Origin of the sequence: Microbacterium awajiense (genome assembly GCF_039536545.1) — a bacterium.
Taxonomy (GTDB): domain Bacteria; phylum Actinomycetota; class Actinomycetes; order Actinomycetales; family Microbacteriaceae; genus Microbacterium; species Microbacterium awajiense.
The window spans coordinates 710,261-725,598 of record NZ_BAAAYU010000001.1 but is presented as its reverse complement, the minus strand read 5'-3'; the positions used below and the strand labels follow the sequence as shown (position 1 = coordinate 725,598).

General features: G+C 70.2%; 14 protein-coding genes and 2 tRNA genes. 12 read left to right on the top strand and 4 right to left on the bottom strand.

Annotation, left to right across the window (positions count from 1 at the left end; genetic code table 11):
• Window positions 1–42: 42 nt before the first annotated feature.
• The 5 genes from ABD663_RS03640 (at window position 43) to ABD663_RS03620 (ending at window position 4,644) form a co-directional block, all read left to right on the top strand.
• Window positions 43–825 (top strand): fumarylacetoacetate hydrolase family protein, encoded by a 783-nt coding sequence (locus ABD663_RS03640; protein WP_344736492.1) that lies wholly within the window; start codon window positions 43–45, stop codon window positions 823–825.
• Window positions 803–2,074 (top strand): MFS transporter, encoded by a 1,272-nt coding sequence (locus ABD663_RS03635; protein ID WP_425561749.1) that lies wholly within the window; start codon window positions 803–805, stop codon window positions 2,072–2,074. The genes ABD663_RS03640 and ABD663_RS03635 overlap by 23 nt, the downstream gene beginning before the upstream one ends.
• An 11-nt stretch (window positions 2,075–2,085) precedes the next feature.
• Window positions 2,086–3,600 (top strand): glutamate--tRNA ligase, encoded by a 1,515-nt coding sequence (gene gltX, locus ABD663_RS03630; RefSeq protein WP_344736490.1) that lies wholly within the window; start codon window positions 2,086–2,088, stop codon window positions 3,598–3,600.
• A gap of 74 nt (window positions 3,601–3,674) precedes the next feature.
• Window positions 3,675–3,746, top strand: a tRNA-Gln gene (locus tag ABD663_RS03625).
• 106 nt (window positions 3,747–3,852) lie between these two features.
• The gene (locus tag ABD663_RS03620) at window positions 3,853–4,644 is read left to right on the top strand and encodes a hypothetical protein (RefSeq protein ID WP_344736489.1); all 792 of its coding nucleotides are present in this window, start codon (window positions 3,853–3,855) and stop codon (window positions 4,642–4,644) included.
• Here the strand turns inward: ABD663_RS03620 and ABD663_RS03615 are convergent.
• Window positions 4,641–5,549 (bottom strand): phosphotransferase, encoded by a 909-nt coding sequence (locus tag ABD663_RS03615; protein WP_344736488.1) that lies wholly within the window; start codon window positions 5,547–5,549, stop codon window positions 4,641–4,643. The two genes, ABD663_RS03620 and ABD663_RS03615, sit on opposite strands and share 4 nt — an antisense overlap.
• Window positions 5,550–5,637: 88 nt before the next feature.
• Here ABD663_RS03615 and ABD663_RS03610 point away from each other — a divergent pair, with 88 nt between their 5' ends.
• From ABD663_RS03610 to ABD663_RS03595, 4 genes are read left to right on the top strand one after another with little or no spacing between them, the layout of a single operon-like run.
• On the top strand, window positions 5,638–6,417 hold the full coding sequence (locus tag ABD663_RS03610; RefSeq protein WP_344736487.1) for a DeoR/GlpR family DNA-binding transcription regulator: 780 nt from the start codon (window positions 5,638–5,640) through the stop codon (window positions 6,415–6,417).
• Window positions 6,414–7,358 (top strand): 1-phosphofructokinase, encoded by a 945-nt coding sequence (locus tag ABD663_RS03605; protein WP_344736486.1) that lies wholly within the window; start codon window positions 6,414–6,416, stop codon window positions 7,356–7,358. The genes ABD663_RS03610 and ABD663_RS03605 overlap by 4 nt, the downstream gene beginning before the upstream one ends.
• A gap of 37 nt (window positions 7,359–7,395) precedes the next feature.
• Window positions 7,396–9,435 (top strand): PTS fructose transporter subunit IIABC, encoded by a 2,040-nt coding sequence (locus tag ABD663_RS03600; RefSeq protein ID WP_344736485.1) that lies wholly within the window; start codon window positions 7,396–7,398, stop codon window positions 9,433–9,435.
• Between the two features lie 25 nt (window positions 9,436–9,460).
• The gene (locus ABD663_RS03595; protein WP_344736484.1) at window positions 9,461–9,730 is read left to right on the top strand and encodes an HPr family phosphocarrier protein; all 270 of its coding nucleotides are present in this window, start codon (window positions 9,461–9,463) and stop codon (window positions 9,728–9,730) included.
• Between the two features lie 72 nt (window positions 9,731–9,802).
• On the opposite strand, the gene ABD663_RS03590 is transcribed toward ABD663_RS03595, so the two are convergent.
• Window positions 9,803–10,441: an MBL fold metallo-hydrolase gene (locus ABD663_RS03590; RefSeq protein ID WP_344736483.1), complete on the bottom strand. Its 639-nt coding sequence runs from the start codon at window positions 10,439–10,441 to the stop codon at window positions 9,803–9,805.
• 107 nt (window positions 10,442–10,548) lie between these two features.
• On the opposite strand from ABD663_RS03590, the gene ABD663_RS03585 reads away from it, so the two are divergent.
• Window positions 10,549–10,624: transfer RNA gene (locus ABD663_RS03585), tRNA-Glu, on the top strand.
• 71 nt (window positions 10,625–10,695) lie between these two features.
• On the opposite strand, the gene ABD663_RS03580 is transcribed toward ABD663_RS03585, so the two are convergent.
• Both ABD663_RS03580 and ABD663_RS03575 read right to left on the bottom strand, forming a co-directional pair.
• Entirely contained in the window at window positions 10,696–11,805 is a 1,110-nt protein-coding gene (locus tag ABD663_RS03580) for a DUF4349 domain-containing protein (protein ID WP_344736482.1), read from the bottom strand.
• Window positions 11,802–12,356, bottom strand: coding sequence for an RNA polymerase sigma factor (locus ABD663_RS03575; RefSeq protein WP_344736481.1), 555 nt, complete (start codon window positions 12,354–12,356; stop codon window positions 11,802–11,804). The genes ABD663_RS03580 and ABD663_RS03575 overlap by 4 nt, the downstream gene beginning before the upstream one ends.
• A 279-nt stretch (window positions 12,357–12,635) precedes the next feature.
• Between ABD663_RS03575 and ABD663_RS03570 the strand changes: the two genes are divergently transcribed.
• Both ABD663_RS03570 and leuC read left to right on the top strand, forming a co-directional pair.
• Window positions 12,636–13,706 carry a TerC family protein gene (locus ABD663_RS03570; RefSeq protein ID WP_344736480.1) on the top strand — a complete coding sequence of 357 codons (1,071 nt, stop codon included), beginning with the start codon at window positions 12,636–12,638 and terminating at the stop codon, window positions 13,704–13,706.
• Between the two features lie 149 nt (window positions 13,707–13,855).
• On the top strand, window positions 13,856–15,337 hold the full coding sequence (gene leuC, locus ABD663_RS03565) for a 3-isopropylmalate dehydratase large subunit (RefSeq protein WP_344736479.1): 1,482 nt from the start codon (window positions 13,856–13,858) through the stop codon (window positions 15,335–15,337).
• Window position 15,338 lies beyond the last annotated feature (1 nt).

The window sequence follows — 15,338 nt, the reverse complement described above, 5'->3', positions numbered from 1 at the left end:
GACCACCTGATCCGGGCGACGGCGGGTGGATAGTCTGAACGGGTGAGGATCGCCCGCTTCAGCCACAACGACGCCATCCGCTACGGCATCGTCGACGACCGCGACTTGGTCGTGCTCGCCGGCGACCCGATGTTCGCCGGATTCGACACCACGGGCGAGCGGGTGCCGCTCGCCGATGTCGCACTGCTGGCACCGGTCATCCCGCGCTCCAAGATCGTGTGCGTCGGGCGCAACTACCGAGATCACGCCGCCGAACTCGGCAACGACGCGCCCGAGGCGCCGATGCTCTTCTTCAAGCCGAACACGTCGGTCATCGGCCCCGGCGACGCGATCGTGCTGCCGCCGCAATCGCAGCGCGTCGACTTCGAGGGTGAACTGGCGGCCGTGATCGGACGCATCGCGAAGAACGTGCCGGCCGAGCGCGCGCTCGACCACGTGTTCGGCTACACGATCGGCAACGACGTCACCGCGCGCGACCTGCAGAAGACCGACGGGCAGTGGGCACGCGCGAAGGGGTTCGACACGTTCTGCCCGCTGGGGCCCGCGATCGAGACCGACTTCGATCCGACCGGCGATGCCGTCGTGACGACCCGCGTCAACGGCGAGGTGCGTCAGCAGGGGCCCATCAGCGACATGATCTTCTCGCTCGCCGAGGTGATCGCCTATGCGTCGGCGGCGTTCACGCTGCTTCCGGGCGATGTGATCCTCACCGGCACGCCGGCGGGAGTGGGCCCGTTCCTCGCGGGCGACACCGTCGAGGTCGAGATCAGCGGGCTCGGCATCCTGCGCAATCCGGCACGGGATGCCGCTCCCGCCGGTGTCTGATCGGGGCGCCACCACGCTCGATGCGGCATCCGTCGCGCGCGCCCAGCGCCGGGCCGTCTGGGTGCTCTCGCTCAACCAGATCCTCGGGGGTCTCGCCTTCGGCGCCACCATCTCGCTGGGTGCGGTCCTCGCCGCGGAACTGTCGGGCGACGAATCCTTCTCGGGGCTCGCGGCCGCGGCCGTGACGCTGGGAACCGCTCTCGTGGCGGTGCCGCTGGCTCGCCTGGCGCGCACCCGCGGACGGCGGGTGTCGCTCACCACCGGCATGGCGATCGCCCTGGTCGGGGTGGTCCTCGTGGTGCTGGCGGTCGCCATCGATGCCTTCGCGCTGCTGTTGATCGCATTCCTGCTCGTCGGCGCCGCGCAGGCGGCCAACCTGCAGTCGCGCTTCGCGGCGGTCGACCTGGCCACCGACGCCACGCGCGGCCGCGACCTGTCGATCGTCGTGTGGGCGACGACGATCGGCGCGGTGCTCGGTCCGAATCTCACCGGCCCGGGGGAGATCCTCGGCGACGCGGTCGGGATGCCGCCGCTGACAGGTCCGTACCTGTTCACCGTCGTCGCTCAGGTGCTGGCGATCGTGCTGCTGCTGACCGCGCTGCGACCGGACCCGCTGCTGCTGGCGCAGCAGGTCGTCGCGGCGACCCCGGTCGAGGCGGGCGCGATCGTGCGCGCCGACCACGCTCGCGCCGCACGGTTCGCGATCTTCGCGATCGCGGCGGCGCACGGCACGATGGTCTCGGTCATGGCCATGACGCCGGTGCATCTGCTGCACCACGGTGCCTCGCTCACGGTCATCGGGCTGACGATCAGCCTGCACATCGCCGGCATGTTCGCCCTCGCGCCGGTCTTCGGAATCCTCGCCGACCGGATCGGGCGGGTGCCCACGATCCTCGTCGGGCAGGCGGTGCTCGCCGCCGCTCTCGTGACCGCGTCGTTCGGCCAGGAGTCGACCGTCGCCGTGACCGTGGCGCTCATCCTGCTCGGTCTGGGGTGGAGCGCATCGACGGTGGCGGGGTCGACGTTGCTGACCGAAGCATCTTCCGAGGCGCAGCGCACACGGCGCCAGGGCGCGAGCGACTTCACGATGAGCATCGTCGGGGCGGCCGGCGCCGTGCTCGCCGGCGTGATCCTCGGCTGGATCGGCTACGGCGGGCTCGCCCTGGTCGTCTCGGTGCTCGTCGTTGCCACGGTGCTGCTCTCGCCCCTCGGGCGCCTCCCGGCAGGCAAGCGGGAGCCGCGCAACTAGACTTGAGGGCGATGTCCAGCGCACCCGATCCCCGCACCACCACCGCCTCCGGAGCCGACGTCCGCGTTCGGTTCTGCCCCTCGCCGACCGGTCTTCCGCACGTGGGGCTCGTACGCACGGCCCTGTTCAACTGGGCGTACGCCCGCCACGAGGGCGGCAAGCTCGTGTTCCGCATCGAAGACACGGATGCCGCCCGTGACAGCGAGGAGAGTTACCAGCAGCTGCTCGACGCGCTGCGGTGGCTCGAGATCGACTGGGACGAGGGTGTCGAGGTCGGCGGCCCCCACGCTCCCTACCGGCAGTCCCAGCGTCACGAGATCTATCGCGAGGTGCTCGACAAGCTCGTGGCGGCCGGTGTCGTGTACGAGAGCTATTCGACGGCCGAAGAGATCGATGCGCGCAACGAGGCCAACGGCCGCGCGAAGCAGCTCGGTTACGACAACTTCGACCGCGATCTCACCGACGAGCAGAGGACGGCGTTCCGTGCCGAAGGTCGCGAGCCCGCGTGGCGATTGCGCGTACCCGATGAGGACCTCACGTACGTCGACCTCATCCGCGGCGAGGTGACCTTCCCGGCGGGATCCTTCCCTGACTTCGTGGTCGTCCGCGCCGGCGGCATCCCGCTCTACACGTTCGTGAACCCCGTCGACGATGCGCTGATGGGCATCACCCACGTCATCCGCGGCGAAGACCTCATGCCGTCGACCGCACGGCAGCTCGCGCTCTACCGCGCGCTGATCGAAGCGGGCGTGACCGACTTCGTGCCGCGGTTCGGCCACATGCCGCTCGTGCTGGGCGAGACCGGCAACAAGAAGCTCTCCAAGCGCGACCCCAAGGCCGACCTCTTCCTGCAGCGTGAGAAGGGGTTCATCCACGAGGGTCTGCTCAACTACCTCGCCCTGCTCGGCTGGTCGATCGCCGCCGATCGCGATGTGTTCTCGCTCGACGAGCTCGTCGCGGCGTTCGACATCGCCGACGTCAACCCGAACCCGGCGCGGTTCGATCAGAAGAAGGCCGAGTCGATCAACGGCGACCACATCCGGATGCTGGAGCCCGCCGACTTCGCCGCCCGCATCGTGCCGTATCTCGCCGCGGCAGGGGCGGTCGACGCGACACCGACCGCCGAGCAGCAAGCGCTCATCGAGGCATCGGCCCCGCTCGTGCAGGAGCGCGTGCAGCTGCTGGGCGACGTTCCCGGCATGCTCGGCTTCCTGTTCCGCGACGAGGTGGCGTACGAGGAGGATGCGCTGCGATCGCTGCCCGACAATGCCGGGGCGGTACTGGTCGCATCGGTCGGCGCACTCGAGCTGGTACCCGAGACGGAGTTCACGGCCGCCGCCGTGCAGGAGGCACTCACGCGCGCGCTCGTCGAGGGCCTCGAACTCAAGCCGCGCATCGCCTACGGCCCGCTGCGTGTGGCGCTCAGCGGCCGTCGGGTGTCGCCGCCGCTGTTCGAGTCGATGGAGCTGCTGGGCAAGTCCGAGACCCTGAGGCGGCTGGGCGCGCTGGTCGAGCACCGTGGCTGAGCTGCTGTGCCGGTTTTGCGGGGTCGCGCGCGTCGTCTAGACTTGATCTTCGGCACGACTCCGGTCGACACCGGTGGGGTATGGTGTAATTGGCAACACGGCTGATTCTGGTTCAGTTGTTCTTGGTTCGAGTCCAGGTACCCCAGCGCTGAAAAACCCCCGTTCAACGGGGGTTTTTGCTTGGTGCAGCGTTCGCCTTCGCCGACGGTGGGCGACAGCCCGACAGACCCCTGCGGGTGGCAGGATGGGTGCATGGATGCGCCGCCGATGACGCCCGATCGTTCGCGCGAGCTCGCCGCCCTGCGGTCGCGCGCGTACGGGCCCGGCGCCGACATCGCCTCCGATCCTGCGGCGCTCGCGCGTCTGCGGGAGCTCGAAGAGCTCGCGCGCGGGGATGAGCCCGCCGAGCAGACGGTCATCGAGGAGCAGGTCGCCGCGGCGCAGCATCCCCCCGATGAAGACGACGCTCCGGCCCCTCGCATCCGCCGCGACCCGGAACCCGAGCCGGCGGCGCAGTCGGGAGCCGATGTCTCCGGCGCCGAGGCCGCCGACGCCCCAGGGTCGCCGGCACCACCGCGCCGCACGCCGCCGTGGGTGTGGGCCGTCGCAGGGCTCGCGGTCGGGGCGATCGCAGGCGGGGCGGTCACGGCATCCGTCCTCGCCGCGAACAGCGAGCGGGCGGACGCCGTGCTCGCGCGCACGACCGACGGCGTCGATTCCGGCCCCTGGGAGGACCGCCTGCAGTATTGGGGCCTCGAGCCCGACTCGCTGCAGGCATATGAGCCGTTCGACGCCATGGGCGTGTGGACGGCGCGGGGCTCGGAGCAATCGCGCTGCCTCGTGCTGTCGTATCAGGACGAGGCGGTGATGGCCTCGTGCGCCGACGCCGGCTTCGACCCGGTGTTCGACTTCACGATCGACGAGGACATGCCGATCAGTTTCAGCGACGACCTCGAGCCCGGCACGGTGGTGCGGTTCGTCGCCCGCCCCGACACGGTGGAGGTCTGGGTGCGGGCACCGGGGGCTCCGCTCGACGGCCGCTAGGGGAGCACCTCGCGCAATGCCGCAGCCCCGGCCGCGGCATGGTCGGGAACGTCGTCGCTGTGCGCCAGCAGCATGAGCGCGATCGCCGCCGCCCACGCGTGCGCGCGCATCCAGGTGTCGGCGTCGTAGCGACCCTGCGTGGCCTCGGCGAACGCAGATCGTCCTGCGGCGTCGAACGCGAGCCACGCCACCGCGAGATCGTAGGCGGGGTCGCCGCCGGTCGCGTCGCCGAAGTCGATCAGTCCCGACAGGCGACCCCCGTCGACGAGGATGTTGCCCGGATGCAGGTCGCCGTGGATCCACACCGGATGCTGCGTCCAGGGGTTCGCTGCGAGACCGTGCCGCCACACGTCGTCAACCGCTGCCGCCACGTCGGGCGTGACCGCGCCGCGTCGGAGCAGCCCGTTCAGCCGTTCCGTGAACGCGTCTGAGCGCGCGGCGAGCGCACCACCGCGGAAGGGGTTCACCGGGGCATCGGCGGGTGCCGCCACATGCACGACCCCGAGCGCGTGGGCGAGTGCGGCCGCCCAGGCAGAGGCATCCGCTCGGGGGAGTCCGATCGCCGCCCGACCGGCGATCCAGGGCACGATCGACCACGCCCAGGGGAAACCGGCATCCGGAGAACCGACATGCACGGGTACGGGGGTCCGCACGTCGACGGCGGCGAGCCACGGCCCCAGCTCGCCGAGCGCGTGCGCCTCGTGAGCGATGAGCGGCGCGGAGGCGGCTCGACGGGGGAGGCGCACCGCCAGGTCGTCACCCATGCGCCACAGTTCGCAGTCCCAGCCTTCGGCGGCCTTGCGCACAGGCATCCGCGCCGTGGCGGATCCGAACCGGGTTCCCGCGGCGAGGCGGCGCACGAGCGGCTCGTCGATGTCGACCTCGGCACGTGGCTTGTTCGGCACTCCTCGACCTTAGTCGGGAGGAGCATCTGCGAATGGATTGTTATATCTGTGTATGTGTTGTAACATGTGGGAATCCAAAGGAGGACGCATGTACGCAGCGGAGCGACAGCACGCGATCGAGCGAACGCTCATCGAGCAGGGGCGCGTCGGCGTCGTCGAGCTCGCGCGTCGGTTCGACGTCACCACCGAGACCATCCGCCGCGACCTCGATCAGCTCGAAGCGGCAGGGGCATTGCGTCGCGTCCACGGCGGAGCGGTGCCGCGCGAGCACGCCAGCACCGTCGAGCCGACCCTCACCGAGCGGATGCTGCGCCACGGCCCGGCCAAGTCGGCGATCGGGCAGTGCGCCGCCCGAGTGCTCGCCGAGGACTTCCACGGATCGGTCTACTTCGACGCGGGCACCACGACCGCCGCCGTCGCCGCGGCGCTCGCCGCGCGGCTGGGGGAGGGCCGGATCGAGGCGGTCACCCATGCGCTCAGCCTCGGGAGCAGCCTCGCGCAGATTCCGGGGATCGCACTCACGGCCATCGGCGGGCGGGTGCGGGGGGCGACGGCCGCGGCCGTCGGCGCAGGGACGGTCCGCGAGATCTCGTCGCTGCGTCCCGATATCGCCTTCATCGGCACCAACGGCATTTCGGCCGGCTTCGGGCTCAGCACTCCCGACCCCGACGAGGCCGCCGCCAAGTCGGCCATCGTCGCCGCGGCGCGGACCGTCGTCGTCGTCGCCGACGCCGACAAGTTCGACACCGAGCTGCTCGTGCGCTTCGCCGGGCTCGATGACGTCGACATCCTCGTGACGGATGCCGCGCCGCCGGCCGATCTGGCCGCAGCGCTCGCCGAGAACAATGTGGAGGTGCGGGTCGCATGATCGTCACCCTGACCGCGAATCCGTCGCTCGATCGCGCGATCCTCCTCGAGGAGCCGCTGCGCCCGGGCCAGGTGCAGGCGGCGTCGTCGTCGCGCGAAGACCCGGGCGGCAAGGGAATCAACGTCGCCCGCGTCGCCGCGATGGCCGGCATCGACACGCTCGCTGTGCTTCCCCTCGCCGACGGCGACCCGTTCGACGCGGCACTGCGCGCCACCGGTCTGCCGGCGCGACGCGTGTCGATCACCGGTCATGTCCGTGCGAATCTCACGATCACCGATCCTGCCGGCACCACCACCAAGCTGAACCTGCCCGGGGCCGCCCTGCGCGTGACCGATCGTTCAGCGCTCATCGCGGCGGTGGTGGCCGCCAGCGAGGGCGCCGCTTGGCTCGCGCTGGCGGGGTCGCTGCCCCCGGGCGCCGGCGACGATTTCTACGTTGATGTGATCGTGGCCGTGCGTGCGGCTCTGGGTGATGCGGCTCCGCGCATCGCCGTCGACACGTCGGGCGCCGCGTTGACGGCCGTCGTCGCGCATGCGCATCCCGATCTGATCAAGCCCAACGACGAAGAACTGGCCGATCTGGCGGGGCGCGACCTCGCGCCGGATGCCTCATACGACGAGATCCTCCGCATCGCGCGCGAGGTGGTGCCGACCCGCGTGTCGACCGCGCTCGTCACCCTCGGTGCCCGGGGCGCGCTGCTCGTCGACGCAGACGGCGCCTGGCTGGGCACGCCCCCTCCCATCACCGTCGCGAGCACGGTCGGCGCGGGCGACAGTTCGCTCGCCGGGTATCTGCTCGCCTCGCTCGACCACGCAGGCCCCGCCGCGCGGCTCGAGAACGCCATCCGCTACGGCTCAGCCGCGGCGGCACTCGCAGGAACCCAGCCGCCGCGCCCGCACGACCTGCCGACCGGCGACGTCGCCATCGAAACCCTGACCTGACACCCCTCACCACACCGACCACTGGAGGTCACTCACCATGTCCGACACCATCACCACAGGCCTCGTCAGCCTCGACGTGGACCTCGGAGGCGACAAAGCAGCGGTCATCCGATCGCTCGCCGCGCGCGTCGCCGCGCAGGGCCGCGCGACCGACGGGGACGCTCTCTACGCCGACGCCTGGGCGCGCGAGCAGAAAGACGAGACCGGCCTGCCGGGCGGCATCGCGATCCCGCACGCCAAGAGCGCAGCGGTCACGCAGGCCTCGCTCGCGTTCGCTCGGCTGAAGCCCGGCGTCGCCTTCGGCGCTGACGACGGGCCCGCCGACCTCGTCTTCCTGATCGCGGCTCCCGACACCGCCGCCGAGGAGCACCTCGCGGTCCTGTCGCGACTGGCTCGCAGCCTGATGCGCGACGACTTCACCGCGGGACTGCGAGCGGCGATCACACCCGAAGAGGTCGTGCGCATCGTCGACGAAGCGATCTCGGGCGACGCGGCTCCGGCAGCTGCGCCCGCGGGTGCTGCCCCGGCCGCGGACGCCGCGGCATCCGGCCCCACGATCGAGGGGCGCACACCGCGGATCGTCGCCGTCACGTCGTGCGCGACGGGTATCGCCCACACCTTCATGGCGGCCGACGCGCTCACGGCAGCCGGAAAGGAAGCGGGCATCGACCTCGTCGTCGAGCCGCAGGGTTCGAGCGGCTACCAGGCGCTGCCGCGTCAGCTCATCGACGACGCCGACGCCGTGATCTTCGCGACCGACGTCGACGTGCGCGAAATCGCACGGTTCGCCGGCAAGCCGGTGGTGCGATCCGGCGTCAAACGCGGCATCGAACAGCCCAAGCAGCTCATCGACGAGGCACTCGCCGCCGCGGCCGACCCGAACGCGACCCGCGTGACGGGGGCCGCCGCAGCGGCCGGCTCGAGCGCGGCTGCCGCGCCGGTCTCGGTCGGTGCACGCATCCAGCGCTGGCTGCTCACCGGTGTGAGCTACATGATCCCGTTCGTGGCCGGTGGCGGTCTGCTCATCGCGCTGGGCTTCCTGCTCGGCGGCTACGAGGTCGGTGAAGAGGCGTTCACCGTCGTCATCGAGAACTCGCTGTGGGCCCTGCCCGCCGGCGGCCTCGGTCAGTACTTCGGCTCGGTCGCGTTCGTCATCGGCGTGACGAGCATGGGCTTCCTCGTCTCGGTGCTCGCCGGTTTCATCGCCTTCGCGATCGCCGACCGGCCGGGCATCGCACCCGGGTTCGTGGCCGGCGCGGTCGCGGTGCTGATGAATGCGGGCTTCATCGGCGGCATCGTCGGCGGACTGCTCGCCGGTTTCATCGCCTGGTGGCTCGGACGGCTGCCCGCACCGCGCTGGCTGCGCGGTCTGATGCCCGTGGTCATCATCCCGCTGCTGGGCTCGATCTTCGCCTCGGGCCTGATGGTCCTCTTCCTCGGCCGCCCGATCGCGACCCTCATGGTGTGGCTCACCGACTGGCTGAACGGCCTCGCCGCCAGCGGCACCGGCGTCATCGTCCTCGGCGTGATCCTCGGGCTCATGATGTGCTTCGACCTCGGCGGTCCTGTCAACAAGGTCGCGTACGTCTTCGCCACGACGGGGCTCGCCGCCGCGTCGGCCACCAACACCACGCCGTACCTGATCATGGCCGCGGTCATGGCTGCCGGCATGGTGCCCCCGCTCGCGATGGCGCTCGCCTCGACGGTGCTCGCCCGCCCGCTGTTCCCCCCGGTGGAGCGCGAGAACGGCAAGGCCGCCTGGCTGCTCGGTGCCGCGTTCATCAGCGAAGGCGCGATCCCCTTCGCCGCCGCCGACCCGCTGCGGGTCATCCCGGCCTCGATGCTGGGTGGCGCGGTGACCGGTGCGCTGTCGATGGCGTTCGCCGTCGAATCACTCGCGCCGCACGGCGGTATCTTCGTGTTCTTCGCGATCAACCCGATCTGGGGGTTCCTCGTGGCCCTGGCTGCCGGTACCGTCGTGAGCGCGCTCGCCGTCATCGCGCTGAAGAAGTGGGTCGGGCGAGCCGAACTGGAACAGGCCGAGGCGATCGCCGACGCCGAGACCGTCGCCGCGTAGTCGCGTCGACGAGGAGGAGGACGCCATGGCAGAACGTCAAGCCACCATCGCGAGCAGCTCGGGCCTGCACGCGCGCCCCGCGAAGCTGTTCGTGCAGGCGGTGCAGTCCCAGCCGGTTCCGGTCACGATCGCCGTTCCGGGCGGACCCGATCTGAACGCCGGCAGCATCCTGTCGCTCATGGGCCTGGGTGCGTCGCACGGCACCGTCGTGACGCTCAAGGCCGAGGGGGAGGGCGCCGACAAGGCGCTCGACGAACTCGTCGCCCTGCTCGAGACGGATCTCGACGCCGAATAGCGGACACAGACCGCGGGGGCGGATGCTGCGCGAGCCGAAGCCGGCGCGGCATCCGCCCCCGTCTGTGTGCGGTCAGAGGTCGATCGACTGACCCGCGGCCAACTCGACGAACGACCCGCCACCCTGCTCGACCGCCCAGGTGAGGCGCGCGCGGTGCATCGCGAGCCCGACTGTCGAGAGCGTCATATCGTGGGTGCCGAACGCGCGGCGCGGCGCCACGGCGAGGACGAAATCCATCGCCTCGCCGATCTTCAGCCAGGGCGCCCCGATGGGTGCCGCCAGCACATCGACCGAGACGCCCTTCGGCACCGCGTACGAGTCGCCGGGGTAGTAGAACGACCCGTCGACCAGGACGCCGACGTTGTCGATGACGGGGATCGACTCGTGGATGACATTGTGCGTGCCGCCGAAGAACTCGAGGACGAAGGGGTCCAGACGCACCGTGTCGCCCGGCTTCACGACGGTGATGTCGAATCCGGCGGCGGCCTTCGCCACACCCTCCGGCCCGTAGATCGGCGTTCCCGGGAACTGCGTCAGGATGCGCTCGAGGTGCTCCGCCGTCCAGTGGTCGGGATGCTCGTGGGTGAGCACGACGCCCTTGACGTTCTTCAGGCCGACGAGGGGCGAGGTGAACGACCCGGGATCGATCACGAGTGTGCCCGTGGGCTGCTCGAGGACCAGGGCGGCGTGCTCGTGCTTGGTCAGGCGCATACTCCGAGTCAACCTCGCCGTGAAGGTCGCGGCAAGCCCGCCGCCGGACCCCGGCCCCGATTTGGTCGGCGCCGATACGCCATGGCATAATCGAACGGTTGTCTTGCGGCCCCATCGTATAGCGGCCTAGTACGCCGCCCTCTCACGGCGGTAACGCGGGTTCGAATCCCGCTGGGGTCACCAGCACGAAAGAAGCCCGGCCATGTGCCGGGCTTCTTTCGTCGGCGGAGGTGCCGGCCGGTGCCAGGACACGGTCAGTCGGCGTCGGCGTGGTCGGCGGTGCGGGCTGCCGCTCGGCGGCGGCGACGCAGGAGCACCACGACGCCCCACACGGCGAGTCCGATCACGCCGAGCACCACGAGCCACGGGATGAGGAAGCCGAGTGCGATCACGATGCCGTTAAGGGTCGCGATCAGGCCGTTCCAGCCGGCCACGAAGCCGTCGGTGAAGCCCGCGGGGTCCGCCTCGACCGTCTCGGGAACGGGCGTGATCGTGACGCTCAGCGACGACATCGCGACCTGGTCCTCGAGCGACTCGAGCTGCTGCTGGTAGGACTCGAGCATCGCCTGGCGCTCCGACAGTGCCGCTTCGGCGGCGATGAGATCGGAGAGATCGCCTGCCTCCGCCATCAACTCGGTGAGCCGGTCGACGGATGCCTGGGCGGCGTCGATGCGCGCACGCAGATCGACGGCCTGCTCGGTGACGTCGGCGCGGTTGATCGAGGTCTGGGTGACCTCGCCCAGCTCCGACAGCTCGCCCATCACCGCGGTGAGCTGATCGCTCGGCACCCGCACGGTGATCCACGCGCCGTCCTGCGGGTACGGGGAGGGGTAGTACATGTCGGAGCCGTCCATCGGCATCGGCTCGACCGGCATCCCGATCGTGCCGACGTTCATCGACTCGACGTAGCCGCCGTGTGCGACCGCCGCCTCGCCGACCGACTGCGCGGCCGCGGCGACGTCGTCGGCCACGATGGTCGCCGACGCGTTCGTGATGATGTCGCGCTCGGCGGCTCCCGCCGACCCCTCGTCGCGGATGGTCTCCTCCGCGGCGACGCCGCCCTCGATGATGGATGCGTCGGCGCCGCCCGCGTCCGGCGCGAAGGCCGGCCCGTCGGCGACGCTCGCCCGGTCCGAGCCGGAAGGGGAGACGAGCGGGACCACGGCCGGCGAGATGATGGCCGCCACTGCGATGATCGCCGCGGCAGCACCGCCGACGAGCCACAGCCGCCCGCGGCGCGCGCTGCGACGGCGGTCGTCGGCGCGGTCGTCGGCGATGCGGGCGAACAGCTCGTCCTCGATCGCGTCGACGCGCTCGTCGCTCAGCTCGGGAAGGGTCGCGCTCGCGGTGGGTGACGTGTTCATGTGCTCTCCTTCACAACGGTCCGCAGACGTGTGCGGATGCGGGAGAGACGGTTGCGGACCACGCCGTGGGCGACACCCAGCTGCTCGGCCGCGGCCTGATAGGCGTAGCCCTCGGCGGCGCAGAGCCGGAAGATGTCTCGGTCCAGCGGACTCAGATCCTGCAGCTCGCGCAGGATGAGGTCGGCCAGTTCGCCGTCCACGACCTGCTGTTCGACATCGACGGTGTCGGGCAGCGTCTCGTCGGCGGCCGCCGCGGTGTGCTCGCGATCGCGTCGCAGGGAGCGGATGCGATTGGCCGCCTGGAAGCGGCAGATCGTCACGAGCCACGGCAGCAGCGAGGTGCCGGCCAGCTCCATACCTGGGAGCTTGCGCCACGCGACCAGGAAGGTCTCCTGCGTCACGTCCTCGGCATCGGCGACCGTGCCCAGCAGGCCATGGGCGAGCCAGTACACCGGTCGTACGTAGGCACGGTACAGCGCACGGAACGCGTGCTCGCTGCCGCCGGCCGCCTGGGCGACCAGCTCGACGTCGTCGCGCTCGTGCGTCTGCATCCGATCCTCCGGGCCCCGCGGTCCGGTCGCACCGGCGCGGAGCTTCATTGTCTCTCACCGGGTGAGTGTCGCCGCAGCCCGGATCGTCTCACATCACCCCGTCCGCTCGGCGGGAAGGGCCGGGGTGGGGGAATCCGGCCTGTATCCTGTTACGGCGAGAGGGAGTATCCCGACGCGCGCATCCGTCATCACGGGTCCCGATCATGCGACTCCGGGTGTGCGCCGGCCGATCCGGGCGGGGAGAGACTTTCGGAGCTCATCGACCCCGAAAGGCCCTGGATGGACCTGGAACTCCCCCTGTGGTTCGAGATCGGATCGCTCGTCGTGCTGACGCTGATCCTGATCGCCGACCTGTTGATCATCCTCAAGCGTCCGCACATCCCGTCGACGCGCGAGTCCACGCTCTGGGTGGTGTTCTACGTCACGCTCGCGCTCGTGTTCGCGGTGCTCATGTGGATCTTCGCGGGCGGCGAGTACGCCGGGCAGTTCGTCGCGGGATGGCTCACCGAGTACAGCCTGTCGATCGACAACCTGTTCGTGTTCGTGCTGATCATGACGCAGTTCTCGGTACCGCGGCGCTACCAGCAGGAAGTGCTGATGGTGGGGATCATCATCGCCCTCGTGCTCCGCGGACTGTTCATCCTCGCCGGCGCCGCGATCATCGAGCAGTTCAGCTGGGTCTTCTACATCTTCGGCGCGTTCCTGGTGTGGACCGCCATCCGGCAGGCGTTCCCGGGCGGCGACCACGAGGACGACGTCAAGCAGGAGACCTTCGTCGTCCGCCTGCTCCGCCGATTCATCGACATCTCCGACCACTACGACGGCGCGAAGATCCGCACCGTCGTCGGGGGCAAGAAGATGTGGACGCCGATGATCATCGTCTTCGTCTCGATCGGCGTGACCGACCTGCTGTTCGCCATCGACTCGATCCCGGCGATCTTCGGCATCACGCAGAGCGCCTTCATCGTGTTCACCGCGAACATCTTCGCGCTCATGGGATTGCGCCAGCTGTACTTCCTGCTCGGCGATCTCCTCGACCGGCTGCGGTACCTGCACTACGGGATCGCGTTCATCCTGGCCTTCATCGGAGTCAAGCTCGTCTTCCACGCGATGCACGTCAACGAGCTGCCGTTCATCAACGGCGGTGAGCACATCGAGTGGGCGCCCGAGATCTCGACGTGGATGTCGCTCGGGGTCATCGTCGTCGCGATGACCGTCGCGACCGTCGCCAGTCTCATCGCCTCGGCGCGCGACAAGCGCGCAGCGGGAGTGACGGATGCGGCCGCCGCCGTCGCCGACGAGAAGGGCACGCCCCCGACGGTGGAGCCACCCGGCGACGCCGGTCGCTGACGGCGGCCGCTTCCTGCGCGGTGGTAGTCTGGGCCTCGTGCGGATCGCTCGTCTTCTCCTTAGCGGCCGCGGCGAGTTCTGACCCAGGCCTTCCTCGTCGCGGAGTTTCGTCGCGGGCTTGATCCCCATCCCGAGGAGACCGAAGAGCTATGACCATTCCCGTTCCCGCAGACGCCGTCGTCCCCGACCGGCCTCGCACGCTCGCCGAGAAGGTGTGGGACGACCACGTCGTCGTCAAGGGCGAAGACGGCCGCCCCGACCTGATCTACATCGACCTGCACCTCGTGCACGAGGTGACCAGTCCCCAGGCCTTCGACGGCCTGCGCGCGGAGGGGCGTCCGGTGCGGCGGCTCGAGCACACGATCGCCACAGAAGACCACAACACGCCGACGATCGACATCCACCTGCCGATCGCCGACCCCACCAGCCGCACGCAGATCGACACCCTGCGTCGCAACGCCGACGAGTTCGGCGTTCGGCTTCACTCCCTCGGCCACAAGGAGCAGGGGATCGTCCACGTCGTCGGCCCGCAGCTGGGACTGACGATGCCGGGCATCACCGTGGTGTGCGGAGACTCGCACACCTCGACGCACGGCGCTTTCGGGGCGATGGCCTTCGGCATCGGCACGAGCGAGGTCGAGCATGTGCTGGCCACCCAGACTCTGCCGCTCACACCCTTCAAGACGATGGCGATCACCGTCGAAGGCGAACTGCGCCCCGGCGTCACCGCGAAGGACATCATCCTCGCCGTCATCGCCAAGATCGGCACGAACGGCGGTCAGGGCTACGTGCTCGAGTACCGAGGCAGTGCGATCCGCGCCCTTTCGATGGAAGGTCGCATGACGATCTGCAACATGTCGATCGAGGCGGGCGCCCGCGCCGGACTGGTCGCACCCGACGAGACGACTTTCGCGTACCTGAAGGGTCGCGACCACGCACCGACCGGACAGGACTGGGAGGATGCCGTCGCGTACTGGCGCACCCTCCCGACCGACGAGGGCGCCGTGTACGACGCCGAGGTGTTCCTCGACGCGAACGAGCTCGAGCCCTTCGTGACGTGGGGCACCAACCCGGGGCAGGGTGTGTCGCTGAGCGACGTCGTGCCCTCTCCTGATGAGTTCACCGATCCGAACGAGCGGGCGGCCGCCGAACGCGCTCTCGAGTACATGGATCTCGCGGCAGGCACGCCCATGAAGCAGATCCCGGTCGACGCGGTGTTCATGGGTTCGTGCACCAACAGCCGCATCGAGGACCTGCGCGCGTTCGCGTCGATCATCGAAGGGCGAACGAAGGCGGACGGCGTGCGCGTCATGGTCGTGCCGGGCTCGGCCCGCGTGCGCCTCGAGGCCGAGGCCGAAGGCCTCGACAAGGTCATCGAGGCGTTCGGCGCCGAGTGGCGCTTCGCCGGATGCTCCATGTGCCTCGGCATGAACCCGGATCAGCTGGCGCCGGGCGAGAGGTGCGCGTCGACGTCGAACCGCAACTTCGAGGGACGCCAGGGCAAGGGCGGGCGCACGCATCTGGTTTCGCCGCTGGTCGCCGCCGCGACCGCGGTGCTCGGCCACCTGGCCGCGCCGGCGGATCTGGAGCCCCTCGCCGAACCGGTCGCGACGACGGGGGCGGAGATCTGAC

Bases quoted from the DNA above. Each gene is read 5' to 3' on its own strand.
- ABD663_RS03610 (WP_344736487.1), top strand. From the start codon at position 5,638: ATGTACGCAGCGGAGCGACAGCACGCGATCGAGCGAACGCTCATCGAG.
- ABD663_RS03575 (WP_344736481.1), bottom strand. From the start codon at position 12,356: ATGCAGACGCACGAGCGCGACGACGTCGAGCTGGTCGCCCAGGCGGCC.
- ABD663_RS03580 (WP_344736482.1), bottom strand. From the start codon at position 11,805: ATGAACACGTCACCCACCGCGAGCGCGACCCTTCCCGAGCTGAGCGAC.
- gltX (WP_344736490.1), top strand. From the start codon at position 2,086: ATGTCCAGCGCACCCGATCCCCGCACCACCACCGCCTCCGGAGCCGAC.
- ABD663_RS03635 (WP_425561749.1), top strand. From the start codon at position 803: ATGCCGCTCCCGCCGGTGTCTGATCGGGGCGCCACCACGCTCGATGCG.
- ABD663_RS03620 (WP_344736489.1), top strand. From the start codon at position 3,853: ATGGATGCGCCGCCGATGACGCCCGATCGTTCGCGCGAGCTCGCCGCC.
- ABD663_RS03600 (WP_344736485.1), top strand. From the start codon at position 7,396: ATGTCCGACACCATCACCACAGGCCTCGTCAGCCTCGACGTGGACCTC.
- leuC (WP_344736479.1), top strand. From the start codon at position 13,856: ATGACCATTCCCGTTCCCGCAGACGCCGTCGTCCCCGACCGGCCTCGC.
- ABD663_RS03605 (WP_344736486.1), top strand. From the start codon at position 6,414: ATGATCGTCACCCTGACCGCGAATCCGTCGCTCGATCGCGCGATCCTC.
- ABD663_RS03570 (WP_344736480.1), top strand. From the start codon at position 12,636: ATGGACCTGGAACTCCCCCTGTGGTTCGAGATCGGATCGCTCGTCGTG.
- ABD663_RS03595 (WP_344736484.1), top strand. From the start codon at position 9,461: ATGGCAGAACGTCAAGCCACCATCGCGAGCAGCTCGGGCCTGCACGCG.
- ABD663_RS03590 (WP_344736483.1), bottom strand. From the start codon at position 10,441: ATGCGCCTGACCAAGCACGAGCACGCCGCCCTGGTCCTCGAGCAGCCC.